We start from the raw sequence: 16,500 nt of genomic DNA, 5'->3' as shown, positions 1-16,500 counted from the left end.
GGCAAGGACCGCTTGCGGATCTTGCCAGACTGCTTGAACCGCTGCGACAAGGCGGCTGCGGGGCCTGCACAGGGCGGAAGCGCTCAATAGCCTGCTGCGCGACCTCGAGCGCGTTCACGCGATCGGGGTCGGTGATTTCCGCGAACATGCGACGCATGGGCGCCAGGTCGCCGCGTTCACCCGCCCACGAGCTGGGTGCGGTGCTCGGACAGGGCGATCATAAGCAAGCCTTGACCGAATTGCGCGGCTTTATCGCCAACATTCGTGACCGCTTTGGCGCTCCCGGTTCGCTGGAGCTCGACCGGGACCGCCTTTCGCGTGCGATTCCGAATGCTTCGCCGGAACGACTTGAGGCGTTCACGGCGGGCTTTTCGCGCGCGCAGTTCATCGTCTCACGCGCCGAATCCTTCGAGCAGGCGAACACCCTGCAGGTGGCACAAGGCCACCAGCAGGGCCATGAAAGAGGCAAGACCTTCGAGATGTAGCAGATACGGTTGATGCTTTATGCGGCAGTTTGCTAAGTATCGCTATTCCCGTCAGCTATAACGAGGTTGCCGCATATGAAATTCGCTTACATCGCCTTTGCCATGGTCGGCCTTGCAGGCTGCACAACCGCCCAAAAAAATCCTTATGACCTGACCGCAGTTTGCCTCACTGACGAAGGAAAACCAGTCTCCAAAGGTATGACCTACAAGGGCAAGACATGCGGTCAGTCGGACATGCCGATCGCTGACGGCAAGCCTACTCCGCTTGTCTGGCGATAAAAGGGAGGGGAGGGGACATGAGGACCGGCCTTATCATCGCAGCCACCATCACGGCGCTGACCGCTTCGACGGCGATCGCGCAGACCTTCGAGACCGTCGATAGGAGCCCCGCCGGCGACCGCTTCGAGAAATCGGTCAATTTCGATATTCTCGGGATTCAACCTGGTGATACGATCGAGGACGTGAAGGCCAAGATGAAAGCCGAATTTCCCGAGGTCGAACCGGAGGAAACTCGTTTGAAGGGTTCGGTTTCAACGCCTGAAGGCGCTCGCGTCCAAATGGAGTTCGTGAACGAAATCGCTTTCGTAGATTCCGGTAGCAAGAACCAAATCTACGTCAATTTCGCATCCGAGGTTTATGATAACCGTGCATTGGCTATCCGACGCACCGTTCATTTTAAAGAATTCACTACGGCCGATATCTTCCGGAAGCAAGTCGCAGAAAAATATGGACAGCCGTCGATCGTCGAAGATCAGAATGGCTTCCTGAATCTCTATTACATCTATGCCAACGGGCGCTTGCTATCCGAATCGGATGCGCCAAAGAGCAAGGAAAACTGCAAGCGCATCAATGAGGGCAGTTTGTGTGATTATGTTGAGGAAACGCAGTCACCCGAGTCAGGCAAGAAGTTGGAAATTGCGCAGAAACCTTGCGCCGCATTCTTTCATGGAAATTGGCATACCATCGGCAAATACCGGTTCGATCAACGCTATACCGTGATTAAGGATGACCAGTGCGACGGTATTATCCCGCCTGGTCCATGATGAGGACGGCGTGTGCGTTATCGGCGACATTGCGGGATATCTCGATCAGGTGTTGGTTCATGGCATGGGTGTCGCACCACGGCATGACGAGAGCGGCAGCCTTGCCCTGTTTGGGGCAGATGGCACCGAAGATATAGGCCGACCGGGTTCGTTGGTCGTGTGGCGCGGACGGCCTTGTTCCCCGCTTGGCCCAGCGGCGGGTGATCTTGTTCTTCTGGCCTATACGAGCCTCGTCCTGGAACCAGATTTCGATCACTTTGCCCTTGGCGGGACCGGCGGCGATTTCTGCCACAGCGGCAGGGAAGTTTTTTTAAATGCCTCGGCCGCTTCTGCATCCTGAGCATGATGTCTTGGGCGAGCGGAGAGCTTACGATACCCCATGGCACGCACTGCACGACCCAAGGTCTCCTGGCTCACCGAGATACGAAACTCTTCCCAAATCCATTGTGCCAGATCACACAGACACCAACGAACGACGCCATCCCGATACGGTGTCGGTCCGCGTTCGATGGCTTGCGCTAAGGCCGCTCGCTGTTCGTCGTTCAGGAGAGAGGGCTTGCCCGGAGCCTTGCCGTTGATCAGACCGTCTGGACCGCGATCATTGAAGCGGACCACCCAGTCGCGCACGATCTGAACTGTCACACTGCCAAGCCGGGCCGCATCGGCGCGTGAGCCGCCATCATAGATCGATGCAAGAGCCAGAAGCCGTCGCGCCTGATTGGCATCCCGTGTCTGGCGAGCCAGACGCCGCAACTTGGACCCGTCGAAATCCGACCGCAACGAAAGCGCTGAACCCATCGCAAATCTCCTGTTTGCAACAAAGATTCAGATTCGCCGGCTGATGGGAATCCCCACGAGAGTCACATTCACTGAAGGTTGGTATAAAAGGGAGTGAGAATTCAGTTGTTGCGCTCGAAAGGACAACAAAAATATTTAGTGAGTGGTCGCGCATTGGATCGCAATTGCCCGCTAATATTCCCAGGCACCCGAACGGCGGGCGTGAAACGCCGTTGGGAGCGATATCTGATCAGGAGTTGTCGAGGTGATTGTCTCAAGATCAGTCATTTCAAACTACCAATATCTTAATTGGCTTCAAAGCTTCCTGAAGAAGCCTTTGCCAGAGAATTGAGGATAGATATCGTGTTCTTGACCACGGGCTCAGTAGCCTCGGATTTCAGAATCGAAGCGCTAACCGAATATGCACTCGATATGTCCTGGTTACGGCTCAGTGGAACCGCGACGCAGAGAATTCCCCGAGTCGTCTCTTCGTCGTCAATGGCGAAACCCGTTTGTCTTACGTCGTCGAGAATCGAAAGGAGGGCATCAGATGTCGAAACCGAGCGATCGGTTAGCTGTGTAAATGGCTCGCTTTGAGTGGCTAAGAGTTGTGCTAACTGTTCTTTGTTCAACGTGGAAAGCATTGCCTTCCCTAACGCTGTGCAATTCGCTGGCAAACGACCACCGACACGAGAGGCAATCGAGATCAAGTTCGTTCCATCCTGCCGTGCTAGGTAAACTACGTTGAAGTTCTCCAACATGCCTAGTTGAACGGTCATAGGAAGTGGACCAAGCCGCTGGCAATGTTCTGAGAAATTTCGAACGGGAGTAAAGGTTCTAAAGAATGCCTGTCCAAGCTCCCCCAGGGCAGAGCCAAGTTGGTATCCGATGGGAGTGGAGCGAAGGAAGCCGATTTGTTCCAACGCGACGCATATATTGACTGCAGAGGAACGGGGAACGTCAATCTCCTTTGCTATGTCGGTGGCTTTCATTGGATTCCCATTACGAGACTGAAGAAGCCGTAAGATTTGACCTCCACGCAAAATGGCTGGTGGTGGCGCGGCACTTAGAGCTTTTTCAGTGTTGTCGTGGTCGTTCATGTGATCTCCTATGTCAATATATTGACATGATGACAAAAGATTGACAAGTAGTGCAAACATCCATTATATCGACTGCATACCAGAAAGAATGAAAAGCTTCATATCTCAGACTATGGGCGGGAGGAAAATGCTCAGCACAAAATCTATCAAGGTTGTGACAGCCGATTGCGCAAAGCTAGGCAATTCACTGTCTGTCAAAGAGCTTCGTATGACGTTTGGTGATGGCGCAAAAGCGATTACACCGTTCAAAGACGTGTCCTTCACTGTGAACCCCGGCGAGTTCATCTGTATTATTGGGCCATCAGGGGCAGGCAAAAGCACCCTTTTATTTTGCCTCTCTGGTTTGAATCGTCCAAGCTCCGGAGAAATCAAGGTCGGCGATCGTTTGGTTACCGGGCCCGGAGTAGACAGAGCTGTGGTCTTCCAAGACGATGCGGTGTTCCCATGGTACACGGTCGAAAAGAACGTGGAATATGGACCGCGGGTAAATAATTGGAAAAAGGCTGAGCGGGAAAAGGCAGTTGATGATGCCCTGAATATGGTTGGTCTTAGCGACTACCGTAAATTCTTGCCACATCAACTTTCTGGGGGAATGCGCAAGAGGGTTGATGTTGCCAGAGCATTCGCAGGAAATCCAGACAGCATCTTGATGGATGAGCCTTTTGGCGGTTTGGACACGATGACGAAAGAGTCTCTGCAGGAGGCTATTCTCAGTATATGGAAGTCAACTGGGAAGACTATCATATTCGTGACGCATGATTTGGAAGAAGCAGTCTTCCTCGCGGACAGAGTATTTGTGCTTCAAAAGGGCGGAGGGTTGAAGGTCGTCAAAATCGATCTTCCCCGGCCGAGAACACACAATATGCGCACAGAGCCAACACTGCAGAATTACAGGCGAATGTTGGGCGATATGATCCGCTCGCAGCAGGGAGGCAACAGTGGCAACTGAAATCACGAATAATCCGACGAGAAAGCTGTTTCTTCAATCCGGGACGGTTGTAGCACTTCTGATTGTTTGGGTTGGGCTTTCGAATGGTCTGCGCATAGATCCAATTTACATTCCGGGTCCGCAAAATCTCTACGATCGCTTTATGCAAATGAGGGCCCTGCTTCCAAGCGCACTTGGATACTCGCTCACGATCATTTTAGGAGGATACATTGCCGGCAGCGTGGCCGGCGTGCTCACCGCTCTTGTCATGGCTTACAGCATTATCATTCGTGAGAGCGTAGAGCCAGTAGTCGATACTTTGAGGCCTGTACCCATATTTGCTCTCATTCCGCTGTTTCTCCTCTGGTTCGGAGTTGGATTTGGTTCGCAAATCGGCCTTGTTGCTTTTGGTTGCTTCGTCATTTTAGTTGTCAGCACCTCTGAGGCAGTCAAAAACGTTCCCCAAATCTATGTGAATGCTGCTCGTACCCTCGGTGCGGATCGTCGCAGACTCTTCCTGACAATCGTCGTGCCAGCAATCGTTCCAAATCTAGTTGGAGCAATGCGAGTAGCTGCCGCGCAGTCGTTTGGGCTGGATGTTGCTGCGGAATTTATCGGCGCACAAAACGGGCTGGGATACCTTCTTATCAATAGCTCGTCTTACCTAAACACAGATGGGATCATTCTCATCGTAATCATCTACACGGTTCTGGCATTCCTTCTCGATCGTCTCGTCGCCATTTCGACAAATCGACTCATCGGTTGGGCCAGGAGAACACGTCACTAATCTAGATAACCACGGGAGGAAAAATGGTTATGGGACTGATCAAACTAATCGGAAAGTCACTTGCAGCGGCTTCTGTTGTTGCGCTGAGTTTGGCTCCACTTTCTGTTCACGCGGAAACGAATATACCAGTCAAGGTAGGGGTACTGCCTTATCTCGACTATCAGCTATTATACGTGGCTCACGAGAAGGGTTTCGATCATCAACTCGGCTACGATCTCTCGTTCACCACCTTTCCGCTAGAGCCAAATCAAACTAGGGCACTAATCCGGGGGGACATCGACATTGGTCAGGGTGCAATTGGGTCTCTTATATCGCAGCTTCCCGCCAGGCCAGACCTTCGCGTTGTCATGAGTGGTGCTCAATATAAAGGATTTGCCTTTATCGTTCGCAAGGACTCTGCACTAAAATCATTTGATGAGTTGAACAAGACGCTGAACAACGAGGAAGCGGCACGTAAGGCAGTTGTTGAGCAAATGGCCGGAAAATCTCTGCTAACAACAGAGTCCAGCTATAGGGCAACAATCGCGGGGCTGATGTCTGAGGGCGGCAAAAACTATAGCGATCTGAAGGTACAAAACTACGCCGAAGCGGCTCAAGCAGCAACTGCGTTCATTCGTGGCACAGGCGACATCTACCTGGGTGCGGTCGCTCAGACCATCAAACTTGTGGACCAGATGGGATACAAGGTCTTGATCCAGAATCAGCAGATGGGTGCGCCAGGGCTATGGTACTCAAATGCGTATGTTACGCAGGACTACCTCGACAAGCATGAGAAGCTGTTGGTCGATTTCACGGCAATATTTCAGCGCGCAGTTCGCTTCACAACTGAGAAGCCGGATGAAGCCTACCCAATCATCCTGAAGTATCTCAATCCACAGACCGGCGGATCAGCTACGGTGGATGATCTGAAGAACCAGATCCCCCGCACCACTTATTTCCCGACCACAGAGGAAGCTAAGTCGATGGTGTACTCCGCGAACTCTCAAGCGTATTGGAAGCATCTCGTTGACTTTCAATACGTCCAAGCAAAGGCGCTTGGAACAGATCTGAGCAAGGTCTCGGGAGATCAGTTCGTGGTCCAGGATAAAATTTTCAATAAATTCCTTGGTGACGCTGATCTTCAGAAGTACGTCGCGGCACCGTTCTAAGCCAGACAGCCTACGGAGGCGACCGATGTCTTCCCAACACGAACTCCCTGAACTTTACCACAATGCTAGATCCGAGCTCGGAGAAGGGCCATGGTGGGACGATGTGAGCGAAGAGCTACTTTGGCTCGACCTCTTTAAAGGTGAAATACACCGACTTTTTCCTAATCGTCGCACTACTGAAACGGTAAATGTTGGCCAGGATATCGGTGTATTCGTCAAGCGCGAGAACGGCGGCCTGTTAGCCGCCGTTCGAGATGGACTTGGGTTCATCGACTTTGCAACAGGCAGATTTGAACTGGTCGTGCCTGTGGAAATCGAAAACGGCGCAAACCGTGCGAACGATGGAAAATGCGACGCACTCGGCCGATTTTGGTACGGCACAATGGCGTATGATCAGACGCCCGGCGCTGGTACATTGTACAGAGTTGACGGACGACTGAATGCTGTCCCCATGGTCTTTGGAACGACTACTTCAAACGGCATTGATTGGAGCCCTGACAATACAAGAATGTATCATGCCGATACCGGGACGCGGGAGATTAAGGCATGGGATTTCGATCTGGAAACGGGTGCTCTGTCGAATGAATCTATTATCTTTAAAGCGAAGGGCGATCAGGGTTCGCCCGATGGGCTCACAGTTGACTCGATGGGGGACATTTGGGTCGCAATGTGGGGCGGCGGTGCAGTCTTAAGACTGGACGCGCGTGGGACTTTAAAGCAGACAATCAAATTACCAGTAACTTATGTAACCAGCGTCATGTTCGGGGGCAAGGCACTCGATGAGTTATTTATCACGACGGCACGTCTGCCGCTAGATAGCATTGGTCTGCAAAGAGAACCGGCCGCCGGCTCTATCTTTCGCTATTTGCCAGACGTTCGAGGACGAAGAGCGTCAGTCTTTCGCGGCTGAACTTTGAATCGGCTTGGGCCAACAATCATAACTGGCCATTTTTGGTGGCCACTGTTTCGAGGATCTGCATCATGAAGTTGATGGGAAAAGTAGCATGCGTTACGGGCGGTGCTCAAGGTATCGGTGCGGCAATCGCAACTCGATTTGCTGAAGAGGGCGCATATGTAGCGATCGCAGACATCAATTCAGATGGTGAGTTGGAGCGCGGGCTCGTCGCGCGTGGCCTGAAGGCGACCACCGTCAAAATGGATGTTGCATCGGAAGCATCAGTAAATAGCGCCTTCGGTGTAATTCAGGAGAAACTCGGGAAGCTCGACATTCTCGTCAATAACGCTGGAATCGGAACTCCGGTGGCGAGTATTCTTGATACGTCACCGGAGGATTGGGAGCGAACACTTCGGATAAATCTTACGGGGACACTGATGTGTACGCGCGCAGCGCTTCGGTTGATGATCCCGTGCAAGTCAGGGAGTATTCTCAATATCTCTTCGAATGTTGGGAAGAGAGGCGTGCCACTACGGAGTGCATATGTTGCTTCGAAATGGGGTATGAACGGGCTCACTCAAACAGCGGCACTTGAGGTTGCGCAACACGGAATCCGTGTAAATGCGCTTCTACCGGGCAATGTCGATACACCCCATTTGACTGAAGTTGTTCAAATGCATGCAGATGCCGACGGGAAAACCTTTGATGAGTTTTCCACTATGTTAAAATCGCTGTCGCCGATGAACCGTTATGTCGAGCTCGAAGAGATAGGAAAAGTGGCCGTGTTTCTAGCAAGCGACGACAGTTCCGCGATGACGGGCCAACTGATCAATGTGTCAGCAGGATGGATCATGTACTAATGACTAAAATTACCGGAGTTAATACATACGTTCTAGCGGCAGACGTGCCTCAGCCATTCTTTTTTGCGCAGCCGGGCATAGTCCATCGGCGCTCTTCCATGGTTGTGGAAATAGAAACAGACGACGGCTACGTTGGCTATGGCGAAGCCCTTTGTAACGGGCACCAGCCAGCAGATATTTCTGCGGCGACAGTGGATGCCTCCCTTAAGCTATTGCTGATGGGTCGTGATCCAATGCATTCCAGTGTTCTGTATGAAGAAGCATACAACCTAACAAAACCCTTTGGTCAAAAAGGCGCTGTAATTGGTGCTATCAGCGCGGTTGACATTGCACTGTGGGATATCAAGGGAAAGATCCTTAACCAACCAATACACGCCCTCCTCGGTGGCGCGTTCCGCTCATCTCTTCTTCCTTACGCGACCGGATTCTATCGCGTTGAAGGAGGTGACTATCCTGCGCTGCTTGCCGACGAAGCTCAGAAGCATCTTAGCGCTGGCTTTAGTGCAATGAAGGTGAAGATTGGCTTTGGCGTGGACGATGATCTCCGCAACGTTGTTGCAATACGAAAGGCAGTCGGGGACAAAGTTAAGATTTTAGTGGACTGCAACCACGCGTATAATGCGGGTACCGCGCGACGGCTCGTTCGGGAGTTGGACAAGCTTGGCATTTACTGGCTCGAAGAGCCGATAACTCCGGAAGATCTGGACGGTTACCGAGCTCTTGTAGATATGGCGCCATCAATGTTGATTGCAGCAGGCGAGAACGAATTCTCAAGGCACGGCTTTTGGCCATGGGTTCAGCGTCGAGCAGTTGACATCTTACAGCCAGATCTGGCCGCAGGGGGGGGGTTTACAGGACTGAAAGAAATACAAACCCTTGCACTTGCTGCTGGCCTCTCGATTAACCCACATGTGTGGGGAACCGCAATCGGACTGGTCGCTGCTCTTCACTTCATTGCTTCTATCCCACCCGTTCCGATTTCTCGCGGCGGCCACGAGCCGATGCTGGAGTTCGATCAATCTTCCCACGCATTTCGACGGGAACTCATTGCCGAAGAAGTCAAGCTCGTGGATGGCCGAGTGCCTGTTCCAAATGCTCCAGGGCTCGGCATCACCGTGAATCGTGAAATGCTTGTGCGCTACGATCAGCGAAACAAGCATTAATAATAGGAGACAAAAATGAGAACCGTCCTTTTTCCAGGCGACCGCAAAATCGAGATTGTCGAGACCACGAAGCCGAAGCCCGGTTTCGGGCAGGTTTTGATAGAGATGAAGGCGGCCGGTCTATGCGGTAGCGACTTACATCAGCAGTATCGCGTTCCGGCGAGTCAGCGAAAGGGTATTGTGGTTGGCCATCGAACAGACCCTTGCACGATCCCCGGGCATGAGCCCGCTGGTGTCGTTGCTAGTTTGGGCGAAGGCGTTTCAAATTTATCGATAGGCGACCGAGTTGCTGTTGCTCACGTCACTGGATGCGGGCACTGCCAAGCCTGCCGGCGCGGACGAGATATAGATTGCAAAAATAAAGTATTCTACGGCTTAGATCGAGATGGCGCGCTTTCCGACTTCATGGTTGCTGAAGCAAAGGATTGCGTAAAGTTGCCTGATCAGATCTCGTTCGTGGAGGGAGCCATTTGGGCATGTGGTGCTGGTACGGCTTATGCTGCTCTGGAACGAGGTGGTCTGGTTGCAGGTCAAACCGTAGCAGTAGTTGGATTGGGGCCTGTTGGCGCCGCAGCGTGCTTCTTTGCTCAGAAAGCAGGTGCTCGTGTCATTGGAATTGATCCAATAGAAGCGAGACGGGAACATGCAAAGTCCTTAGGTGCAGATCACACATTCGATGCGATGAAGCACCCTGACGAGCTTACTCGTGCTCTTACAAGAGGTGAAGGAGCAGATCTCGTAATCGAGGCATCAGGTGTTTCACCTGGACGAGCTTCAACCGTATCACTTGCTCGTGTGGGTGGAACAATCGTTTTTGTCGGGCTTAATGATGCACTTGTTGAGTTCGACATCGATCAAGTCATTCAAAAGCAGCTGAACCTCAAAGGTTGCTGGGTTTTTGGGACGCCAGACTTACAAGAAATGATAAATCATGCAGTCGACACCGGCATATCGGTCGAGGAAATGGTGACGTATCGGTACAGCCTCGAAGACGCGGAGACGGCAATAACCAACTTCGACAAAGGGTCACTTGGCAAAACTGTGTTCGTGTGGCCGTGAAGTGGAGTTGTGAGCAATGAGAATTGTTGTAACAGACTGCGATCATGATAATATGCTGCCTGAGCAATCTGTAGCTCTCCAGTATGGCGTTGATCTAATAGTATCGCAATGCCGAACTGAAGAAGACGTAATTGCCGCTGCGGTAGGTGCCGCTGGATTGGTAGTTCAATACGCACCGATCACGCGATCGGTTTTGAGCGCTTTGCCTGATCTGCGAGCCGTTGGAAGATACGGTGTCGGGGTAGACACAATCGACATCAAAGCAGCGACGGACAGCAAGGTGGCGGTCTGCAACGTTCCTGACTATGGGACAGAGGATGTCAGCGATCACGCCGTTGCGCTAGCGCTGTCGGTGTCTCGTGCGACAGCGAGACTTGACCGGCAGATGCGAAATGGTGGCTATGATTATTCAGTCGCCCGTCCGCTGTATAGGACGAAAAATCAGGTCTTCGGAGTGCTTGGAATGGGCCGTATTGGTCTGGCGACAGCGCGTAAAGCTTCTGGCATCGGATTTGATGTTATTGGCTTCGACACACAAGTTCAGCCGGGCGAGACGAGAGAAGGGATCTTAGCGGTTGGTCTGGCTGAGGTTTTGTCTCGAGCAGATATTATCTCAATTCATATGCCGCTGACTAGTGACACTCGACACTTCCTGTCTCACGAGACGCTCGGTCAGATGAAGAGTGGATCGATAATTATAAATACGTCACGCGGCGGCATCATTGATACAAACGCTTTGAGTGAGGCGATAAGTTCCGGCAAAATCGGAGGTGCTGGACTTGATGTGTTTGAAGAGGAGCCGGTTCCTCGGACTAGCCCCTTATTTAAACTCGAAAATGTGGTCCTTACACCTCATATCGCTTGGTACAGTGAAGAGTCGTTTGGGGAATTAAAGACCCGTGCGATCGAAAACGTTGTTGCGGCTTTGAGCGGAAAAATGCCTCGAAACATTCTTAATCCGGAGGTGCTATCATGACTAATCCGACTTCAATGCGGGCTGCGGTTGTAACTGCGCCGGAGACAATCCATATTCAAACGGTCCCGATGCCCGATGTGCCTTCAGGTTGGTCACTGATTAAGTGTGATTATACGGGCTTGTGCGGTACCGATTTCTCGATCTTGCATGGATCACACCCGCGCGCAAAGTTTCCGTTGATAATGGGACATGAAATCAGCGGGACTGTTGTAAAGTCGACTTTGGATGGCCCTGCTCTCGGAACGAGAGTAACTTGTGAGCCTCTCATCAGTTGTGGAGAGTGCGGGCCATGCAAACGCGGTGATGGACACGTATGCCGCAATCTGCGCCTGTTCGGAATTGATAAGCCAGGATCGATGTCGGAATACGTTGCATTGCCAAATGACAGGCTAATCGCAATTCCGGAAGGGGTATCTCTAGCTTTGGCTGCTTTGACGGAACCACTAGCTGTTGCGGTACACGCAGTGGAGATGTCACCGCTAGCAGCCGGAGATGCGGTCGCGATTTTCGGCGCCGGTCCAATCGGTATGCTGACAGCTTTGGTAGCCCGAAATTCGGGAGCGTCAAGAGTTGTGATCGTTGAGCCGAGCGTTGAACGAGCACGAGTTGCGGAGTCATTGGGTTTTGAGACGATCTCGTCAAACGCCAACGTGACAGAGGCATTGTCCGCAAGGACAAACGGCGAGGGGTTTGATGTTGTTTTCGATGCCGCGGCACATCCAAGCGTCGCTGAGCTTCTTGCTTCTTCTGTTAGGCCAAAAGGCGCGATAATACTCGTGGGCATATACAAGAAGCCGGCGTTGGTTGATCTTCAAGCTCTCTGTTTCAAAGAAGTTAGCATGACAGGTGTTCGTGTTTACACTCGTCGCGATGTTGAGAGGGCGGTTGATTTAATTGCAAATGACTCGCTGAATTTATCGAGCTTCCCGATCGATATTTATCCACTCGAAGAGACAGCGTTAGCCTTCGAGAAGGCTCAAGCAGCTAGTGGCGTACTGAAAGTGTTGGTCAAGGCTGGAGAAGTGCTTTGATCAGCGAAGTATCGCATTTTGATCTGAGTGGAAAGACCGCCGTCGTCACTGGAGCTTCACGCGGTATAGGCGCGGGAATAGCAGCAGCACTCATTCGGGCTGGGGCAGATGTCATCACTATTCAGCGGAGCCGACCAGGAGAGCAGCTAGTTTCTCTAGCCGATAGATTTGGAAAAAAGCTTCACCATGTGACCGCTGATTTTCAGAGCGAGGTGTCTATCGCGCTAGCGCTCAAGATATCGCAGGAGCTAGCCAATGTCGACATTTTGATTAATAACGCCGGTACTCAAATTCGGCACGACTCTGTCGACTTCCCCCTTCAAGATTTTGATGCAGTGTTGGCGATTAACACCAGGGCGGTTTTTCAGTTGTCTACCGAGCTTGCGAAGGGGATGATTGAGAGAGGGTGCGGAAAGATCGTCAATCTCTCGTCACTTTTGGCATTTCAAGGAGGATTTAGAGTCCCTGCTTACGCAGCGTCGAAAGGTGCTGTTGACCAGCTTACAAAGGCATTTTCAAATGAGTGGGCATCGTTGGGTATAAATGTGAACGCAATCGCGCCTGGTTACTTTGAGACAGAGATGAATACGGCCCTTCTGGGAGATGAAGCCCGCTTGGCTCAATTGTCTGCGCGAATTCCTGCAAAGCGCTGGGGACGCCCTGAAGATATTGGCGGAGCGGCCGTTTTTTTGTGCTCAGCGGCGGCGGATTACATCCATGGAATAACGCTTCCTGTGGACGGCGGATGGCTAGGAAGATGATTTACATGGAAGGAAGAACAGCGCGTCCAAGAGTAGTTTGCATTGGTGAGACTATGGGACTATTCCATGCCAAAGCTGTGGGAATGCTTAGCTACACTCGCGATCTCTCTCTTGCGATCGGTGGCGCAGAGAGCAATGTTGCGATTGGCTTGAGCAGACTCGGGATTCAATCTGCCTGGGTTGGTCGGCTTGGTGCTGACAGTATCGGCGATGTGATCGTGCACGATCTCAGAGCGGAAGATGTCCAGGTCCACGCAGTGAGAGATCCTGAAAGCTTTACGGGCCTTATGGTCAAGGAGCGGCGGACGTCACAGTTTCAGAACGTCTGGTACGCCAGAAAAGGAAGCGCTGGATCACGTTTAAAATGTGAGGATATCCCTCGAGAACTTATTGCTCAATGCAGTATTCTCCATGTGTCCGGGATTACAGCTGCTTTATCAGATAATGCTTTAGAGGCTCTGAAATACGCTATTTCAATTGCGCGTCAGTCGCGAACTTTAGTGTCGTTCGATATTAATTACCGTCGTGCTCTTTGGTCACAAGATACTGCTGGTAAGGTATTGCTGCCGCTGGTCGCTTCTTCGGATATCGTGTTTGCCGGAGAAGATGAAGCAGAGATGCTTGTCGGGCCAGGTGACGCCGCCACTCAAGCTCAGCTTATATCCAAGCTTGGGCCTACCCAAGTCCTCATCAAGCGGGGTGCGAAAGGCTGCGAGGCGTTTGTTGATGGAAAACGCCTCGCTCGGTCTGCTGTAAGTGTTCCCGTTGTTGACACGGTTGGTGCCGGTGATGCATTCGCTTGCGGTTATCTGGCCGAGATGCTGGAGCGAAAAGACTTGGAAGAGCGTTTGGATACCGCGGTTAAATGCGGTGCGTTCGCTTGTCTGTCTGCCGGAGACTGGGAGGGGCTTCCAAGGAGACGAGAGCTAGCCGCACTCAATGCTGGGGAGGCCGTTTCACGATGACAGTTGAAGGTTTCAAGATATCAAAAGAACGTTTGCCTTTCGATAGCTATAATATCTCCTATGGCAACGTCATCTGCAGCTTTGCGGTACAAGGCGCCACGTTGGTGGACTGGAAATTCGATGAATGTGCCTACGTGGACGGCTACAAAGATAAGCCTGAGCTCGCTGAGGAAGATGGCGTTAGAGGAGCCATACTCTCTCCATTCGCTGGACGTGTAAGAGACGCACGTTATATCTTCGACGGTATCAAATATGATTTGTTGCCTAATCAGGCGGATAGATCAATATTTCACGGCTTTGCTCGTTCTGCTATATTTGAGCTATCAAAAATCGATTTTGAAAGAGATAAGGTATCCGTACAATTCAAGAGTCTTCAGCCGTTGGGCCTGGAAGGGTTTCCATTCCCACATGATACACTTGTGACCTATTGTTTGAAGGAAACCGGCCTAGATTTAAAGATAGAGATCATGAATGTCGGTCTGGCAGATATGCCCGTTTCACTAGGTTGGCATCCCTATTTTTGCTTCCCGGACTTGTCTGATATCAGTGAGGTTGAACTTCATATACCGAGCACTTCTACGCTGTGCCTCGACGAAATGCTATTGCCAGTCCATGATGCCCTTGATCGCTCCGTAAAAGGAACGTCGATCGATTTCAGTACATCACGGCTGATCGCGGGAAATCTGCTCGATACGTGCTACACGGCTGTGCGGGCTAGCGACAACGGTTTAGTGCAATCAACGTTGCGCTCTCCAACAGGAAGGAAAATTGTGTTTTGGCAAAGGGGAGGGGCCGTTTATGTATATACAGGCGATAGATTAAAACGAAATCCGCGAAAGAGTGTAGCTGTCGAAGCTCTTTCACACCCTCCCGATGCATTCAACAACCCCGCTTTGTCTGACTCCATTTCGCTTTCTCCGGGAGCTTCCAGAGTTTTCGAATGTGGGTTCAATATATTCAATTCGTAGTCCGATGTTTGAAAATGTCCAGGCAACGGGATACGATCAAAACTTGCTTTGACAGAACAGAGTTTGTCGTGCGGTCTGTGGGCAAAGGCTTTTTTGGATCGTATCAAACCGAAGGTGTTGGTAATTTCTGCTGAGCCATCGCTTGCGATACGATGGTCGACAGTATCTGGTCCCTCCCAGGGCGGTTCTGCGTAGATATCGACACGTTCTTTTCTCTCGCCGTTTAGCTTGTAACTGTTCGCGCACTCCGTTAGCTAGAGGTTGAAGCCGAGCTGTAGCCCATCCTGCGAAGCCGACGGTTCATGGCTGGCCGTAAGCGACGACAACGTCACACCCAAGAGCCGCACGGATCGCTTGAACGGATAAACCGTCGCCAGCAAACCCGACGCCGCATCAAGAATATCGTTGCAGTTGGCAAACGGCAGGGCGTTGGTCCTGCTGTACGCATCCGAGTTGGGCCGCATTGTGCGGTGAGTGAGAGTGTGGATGCTCTGTCTATATAGACGGCAATATAGACGGTGCTTCACACATGGACTTGACGAATGATCTCACCGGGCCTTTCAGCCGGAGTATCCATACGCCGAGGACCGCGGAATTTACTCGCGCGCGTGGGCCGTTGCTGAGGTAAGATGCGGCTTTGGGTCAGGCAGCCTGCTGAGAGGCCGGGTTCTCCGCTTCGCGCAGCCTTTTCCACTCCCATGGGAGCAGTTCGTGCAGGCGGGAGACGGGAAGATCGGCGATGCGGGCAAAGACATCGGCAAGCCACGCCTTTGGGTCGACATCGTTGAGGCGGCATGTGGTGATGACGGTCAACATGACGGCGGCACGATCGGCCCCACGCTGGGACCCGGCGAAGGTCCAGTTTTTTCTTCCTAAGGCCACACCGCGCAACGCTCTTTCCGCCGCATTGTTCGTAAGACAGACCCTTCCGTCTTCGAGGAAGAGGGCAAAACCATCGTAAGCGGTTAGCCGACCACGCTCGACTGGAAGTTCCACGGCATCAGAGCGTCGATATCCTGCGCGGGCCATCCGTTGGCCATGCGAACTAAGGTCTGTGTCAGCCAGGCGAGCGGATCGACGTTGTTCATTTTAGCTGTCTGCAAGAGCGTGGCGATCGTGGCCCATGTGTTGCCACCGCCTTCGCTTCCGGCAAACAGACTATTCTTCCGTGTGATCGTTTGGGGACGGATTGCGCGCTCGACGATATTGGAGTCAATCTCGATGCGGCCGTCACCGAGAAAGCGTTCCAGAGATTGTCGGCGGGTCATTGCATAGCGGATCGCTTCCGCGGTCTTGGACTTGCCAGAGACCTTCGCCAGCTCCTTTTCCCAGTTGTCAAAAAGGTTGGCGACAATGGCCGCAGACCGCTCTTGTCGTGCGGCAGCACGGACGTTGGCATCCTTTCCCCGGATCTCGTCCTCGATCTTCCACAACTCGCTCATCGCCTTCACCGAGGCTGTCGCGGCCTGATTGATACCACCGGGCGTTGTCACGTTGTTCGTGGCTTAACGGTTGACGGATAACCGGACGTGATGAGCACGCCGACCATCAGCT

General features: G+C 52.2%; 18 protein-coding genes and 2 pseudogenes. 15 read left to right on the top strand and 5 right to left on the bottom strand.

Annotated elements, in window-relative coordinates; translation table 11 throughout:
* The 3 genes from DOU54_RS20010 to DOU54_RS20000 all read left to right on the top strand — a co-directional run.
* The coding region (locus tag DOU54_RS20010) for a hypothetical protein (RefSeq protein WP_210206218.1) at positions 1 to 485 on the top strand (485 nt) is incomplete at its 5' end.
* 75 nt (positions 486 to 560) lie between these two features.
* Entirely contained in the window at positions 561 to 764 is a 204-nt protein-coding gene (locus DOU54_RS20005) for a hypothetical protein (protein ID WP_113731766.1), read from the top strand.
* Between the two features lie 17 nt (positions 765 to 781).
* Positions 782 to 1,528 (top strand): hypothetical protein, encoded by a 747-nt coding sequence (locus tag DOU54_RS20000; RefSeq protein WP_113731765.1) that lies wholly within the window; start codon positions 782 to 784, stop codon positions 1,526 to 1,528.
* On the opposite strand, the pseudogene DOU54_RS19990 reads toward DOU54_RS20000, so the two are convergent.
* Positions 1,512 to 2,326: pseudogene (locus tag DOU54_RS19990) on the bottom strand (IS630 family transposase); the annotation flags it as partial. The gene DOU54_RS20000 and the pseudogene DOU54_RS19990 overlap by 17 nt on opposite strands.
* Before the next feature lie 284 nt (positions 2,327 to 2,610).
* Positions 2,611 to 3,405, bottom strand: coding sequence for an IclR family transcriptional regulator (locus DOU54_RS19985; protein ID WP_193603422.1), 795 nt, complete (start codon positions 3,403 to 3,405; stop codon positions 2,611 to 2,613).
* 127 nt (positions 3,406 to 3,532) lie between these two features.
* Between DOU54_RS19985 and DOU54_RS19980 the strand changes: the two genes are divergently transcribed.
* The 12 genes from DOU54_RS19980 (at position 3,533) to DOU54_RS19925 (ending at position 14,946) form a co-directional block, all read left to right on the top strand.
* A complete protein-coding gene (locus DOU54_RS19980; protein ID WP_193603420.1) occupies positions 3,533 to 4,354 on the top strand; it encodes an ABC transporter ATP-binding protein in 822 nt (273 codons plus the stop codon).
* Complete coding sequence (locus DOU54_RS19975; protein WP_146617392.1) at positions 4,344 to 5,120, top strand: ABC transporter permease; 777 nt, start codon at positions 4,344 to 4,346, stop codon at positions 5,118 to 5,120. Before DOU54_RS19980 ends, DOU54_RS19975 begins: the two co-directional genes overlap by 11 nt.
* 29 nt (positions 5,121 to 5,149) lie before the next feature.
* Positions 5,150 to 6,268: an ABC transporter substrate-binding protein gene (locus DOU54_RS19970; protein ID WP_193603418.1), complete on the top strand. Its 1,119-nt coding sequence runs from the start codon at positions 5,150 to 5,152 to the stop codon at positions 6,266 to 6,268.
* 25 nt (positions 6,269 to 6,293) lie between these two features.
* Positions 6,294 to 7,178, top strand: a complete 885-nt coding sequence (locus DOU54_RS19965) for an SMP-30/gluconolactonase/LRE family protein (RefSeq protein ID WP_113731758.1) — start codon at positions 6,294 to 6,296, stop codon at positions 7,176 to 7,178.
* 71 nt (positions 7,179 to 7,249) lie between these two features.
* Positions 7,250 to 8,023: an SDR family NAD(P)-dependent oxidoreductase gene (locus DOU54_RS19960; protein ID WP_113731757.1), complete on the top strand. Its 774-nt coding sequence runs from the start codon at positions 7,250 to 7,252 to the stop codon at positions 8,021 to 8,023.
* Positions 8,023 to 9,186 carry a mandelate racemase/muconate lactonizing enzyme family protein gene (locus DOU54_RS19955; RefSeq protein ID WP_113731756.1) on the top strand — a complete coding sequence of 388 codons (1,164 nt, stop codon included), beginning with the start codon at positions 8,023 to 8,025 and terminating at the stop codon, positions 9,184 to 9,186. The genes DOU54_RS19960 and DOU54_RS19955 overlap by 1 nt, the downstream gene beginning before the upstream one ends.
* A gap of 15 nt (positions 9,187 to 9,201) precedes the next feature.
* Complete coding sequence (locus DOU54_RS19950) at positions 9,202 to 10,245, top strand: zinc-binding dehydrogenase (RefSeq protein ID WP_113731755.1); 1,044 nt, start codon at positions 9,202 to 9,204, stop codon at positions 10,243 to 10,245.
* Positions 10,246 to 10,261: 16 nt separating this feature from the next.
* A complete protein-coding gene (locus DOU54_RS19945; RefSeq protein ID WP_113731754.1) occupies positions 10,262 to 11,221 on the top strand; it encodes a C-terminal binding protein in 960 nt (319 codons plus the stop codon).
* The gene (locus tag DOU54_RS19940) at positions 11,218 to 12,252 is read left to right on the top strand and encodes a zinc-dependent alcohol dehydrogenase (RefSeq protein ID WP_193603417.1); all 1,035 of its coding nucleotides are present in this window, start codon (positions 11,218 to 11,220) and stop codon (positions 12,250 to 12,252) included. Before DOU54_RS19945 ends, DOU54_RS19940 begins: the two co-directional genes overlap by 4 nt.
* Entirely contained in the window at positions 12,252 to 13,013 is a 762-nt protein-coding gene (locus DOU54_RS19935) for an SDR family oxidoreductase (RefSeq protein ID WP_113731768.1), read from the top strand. Before DOU54_RS19940 ends, DOU54_RS19935 begins: the two co-directional genes overlap by 1 nt.
* Entirely contained in the window at positions 13,010 to 13,978 is a 969-nt protein-coding gene (locus DOU54_RS19930) for a sugar kinase (RefSeq protein ID WP_113731753.1), read from the top strand. Before DOU54_RS19935 ends, DOU54_RS19930 begins: the two co-directional genes overlap by 4 nt.
* Positions 13,975 to 14,946: an aldose 1-epimerase gene (locus DOU54_RS19925; RefSeq protein WP_193603415.1), complete on the top strand. Its 972-nt coding sequence runs from the start codon at positions 13,975 to 13,977 to the stop codon at positions 14,944 to 14,946. The genes DOU54_RS19930 and DOU54_RS19925 overlap by 4 nt, the downstream gene beginning before the upstream one ends.
* A gap of 254 nt (positions 14,947 to 15,200) precedes the next feature.
* Here the strand turns inward: DOU54_RS19925 and DOU54_RS19920 are convergent, their stop codons facing one another.
* From DOU54_RS19920 to DOU54_RS19910, 3 genes and pseudogenes are all read right to left on the bottom strand, one after another.
* Positions 15,201 to 15,473, bottom strand: coding sequence for a DinB/UmuC family translesion DNA polymerase (locus DOU54_RS19920; protein ID WP_286079947.1), 273 nt, complete (start codon positions 15,471 to 15,473; stop codon positions 15,201 to 15,203).
* A gap of 115 nt (positions 15,474 to 15,588) precedes the next feature.
* Complete coding sequence (locus DOU54_RS19915; protein WP_502695983.1) at positions 15,589 to 15,975, bottom strand: transposase domain-containing protein; 387 nt, start codon at positions 15,973 to 15,975, stop codon at positions 15,589 to 15,591.
* A pseudogene (locus tag DOU54_RS19910) lies at positions 15,912 to 16,418 on the bottom strand (IS66 family transposase); the annotation flags it as partial. The gene DOU54_RS19915 and the pseudogene DOU54_RS19910, both read right to left, overlap by 64 nt.
* Positions 16,419 to 16,500: the final 82 nt, after the last annotated feature.

It is taken from the genome of Agrobacterium sp. MS2 (assembly GCF_003261015.1).
GTDB lineage: Bacteria > Pseudomonadota > Alphaproteobacteria > Rhizobiales > Rhizobiaceae > Agrobacterium > Agrobacterium pusense.
The sequence above is the reverse complement of the archived record's forward strand: the minus strand, read 5'-3'. Positions and strand labels throughout refer to the sequence as shown.

What these genes read in the sequence shown, in the direction of transcription:
- DOU54_RS19955 (WP_113731756.1), top strand. Translation starts at nt 8,023, where the DNA reads ATGACTAAAATTACCGGAGTTAATACATACGTTCTAGCGGCAGACGTG.
- DOU54_RS19945 (WP_113731754.1), top strand. Translation starts at nt 10,262, where the DNA reads ATGAGAATTGTTGTAACAGACTGCGATCATGATAATATGCTGCCTGAG.
- DOU54_RS19960 (WP_113731757.1), top strand. Translation starts at nt 7,250, where the DNA reads ATGAAGTTGATGGGAAAAGTAGCATGCGTTACGGGCGGTGCTCAAGGT.
- DOU54_RS19950 (WP_113731755.1), top strand. Translation starts at nt 9,202, where the DNA reads ATGAGAACCGTCCTTTTTCCAGGCGACCGCAAAATCGAGATTGTCGAG.
- DOU54_RS19980 (WP_193603420.1), top strand. Translation starts at nt 3,533, where the DNA reads ATGCTCAGCACAAAATCTATCAAGGTTGTGACAGCCGATTGCGCAAAG.
- DOU54_RS19915 (WP_502695983.1), bottom strand. Translation starts at nt 15,975, where the DNA reads ATGGCCCGCGCAGGATATCGACGCTCTGATGCCGTGGAACTTCCAGTC.
- DOU54_RS19940 (WP_193603417.1), top strand. Translation starts at nt 11,218, where the DNA reads ATGACTAATCCGACTTCAATGCGGGCTGCGGTTGTAACTGCGCCGGAG.
- DOU54_RS19970 (WP_193603418.1), top strand. Translation starts at nt 5,150, where the DNA reads ATGGGACTGATCAAACTAATCGGAAAGTCACTTGCAGCGGCTTCTGTT.
- DOU54_RS19925 (WP_193603415.1), top strand. Translation starts at nt 13,975, where the DNA reads ATGACAGTTGAAGGTTTCAAGATATCAAAAGAACGTTTGCCTTTCGAT.
- DOU54_RS19930 (WP_113731753.1), top strand. Translation starts at nt 13,010, where the DNA reads ATGATTTACATGGAAGGAAGAACAGCGCGTCCAAGAGTAGTTTGCATT.
- DOU54_RS20005 (WP_113731766.1), top strand. Translation starts at nt 561, where the DNA reads ATGAAATTCGCTTACATCGCCTTTGCCATGGTCGGCCTTGCAGGCTGC.
- DOU54_RS19965 (WP_113731758.1), top strand. Translation starts at nt 6,294, where the DNA reads ATGTCTTCCCAACACGAACTCCCTGAACTTTACCACAATGCTAGATCC.
- DOU54_RS19985 (WP_193603422.1), bottom strand. Translation starts at nt 3,405, where the DNA reads ATGAACGACCACGACAACACTGAAAAAGCTCTAAGTGCCGCGCCACCA.
- DOU54_RS20000 (WP_113731765.1), top strand. Translation starts at nt 782, where the DNA reads ATGAGGACCGGCCTTATCATCGCAGCCACCATCACGGCGCTGACCGCT.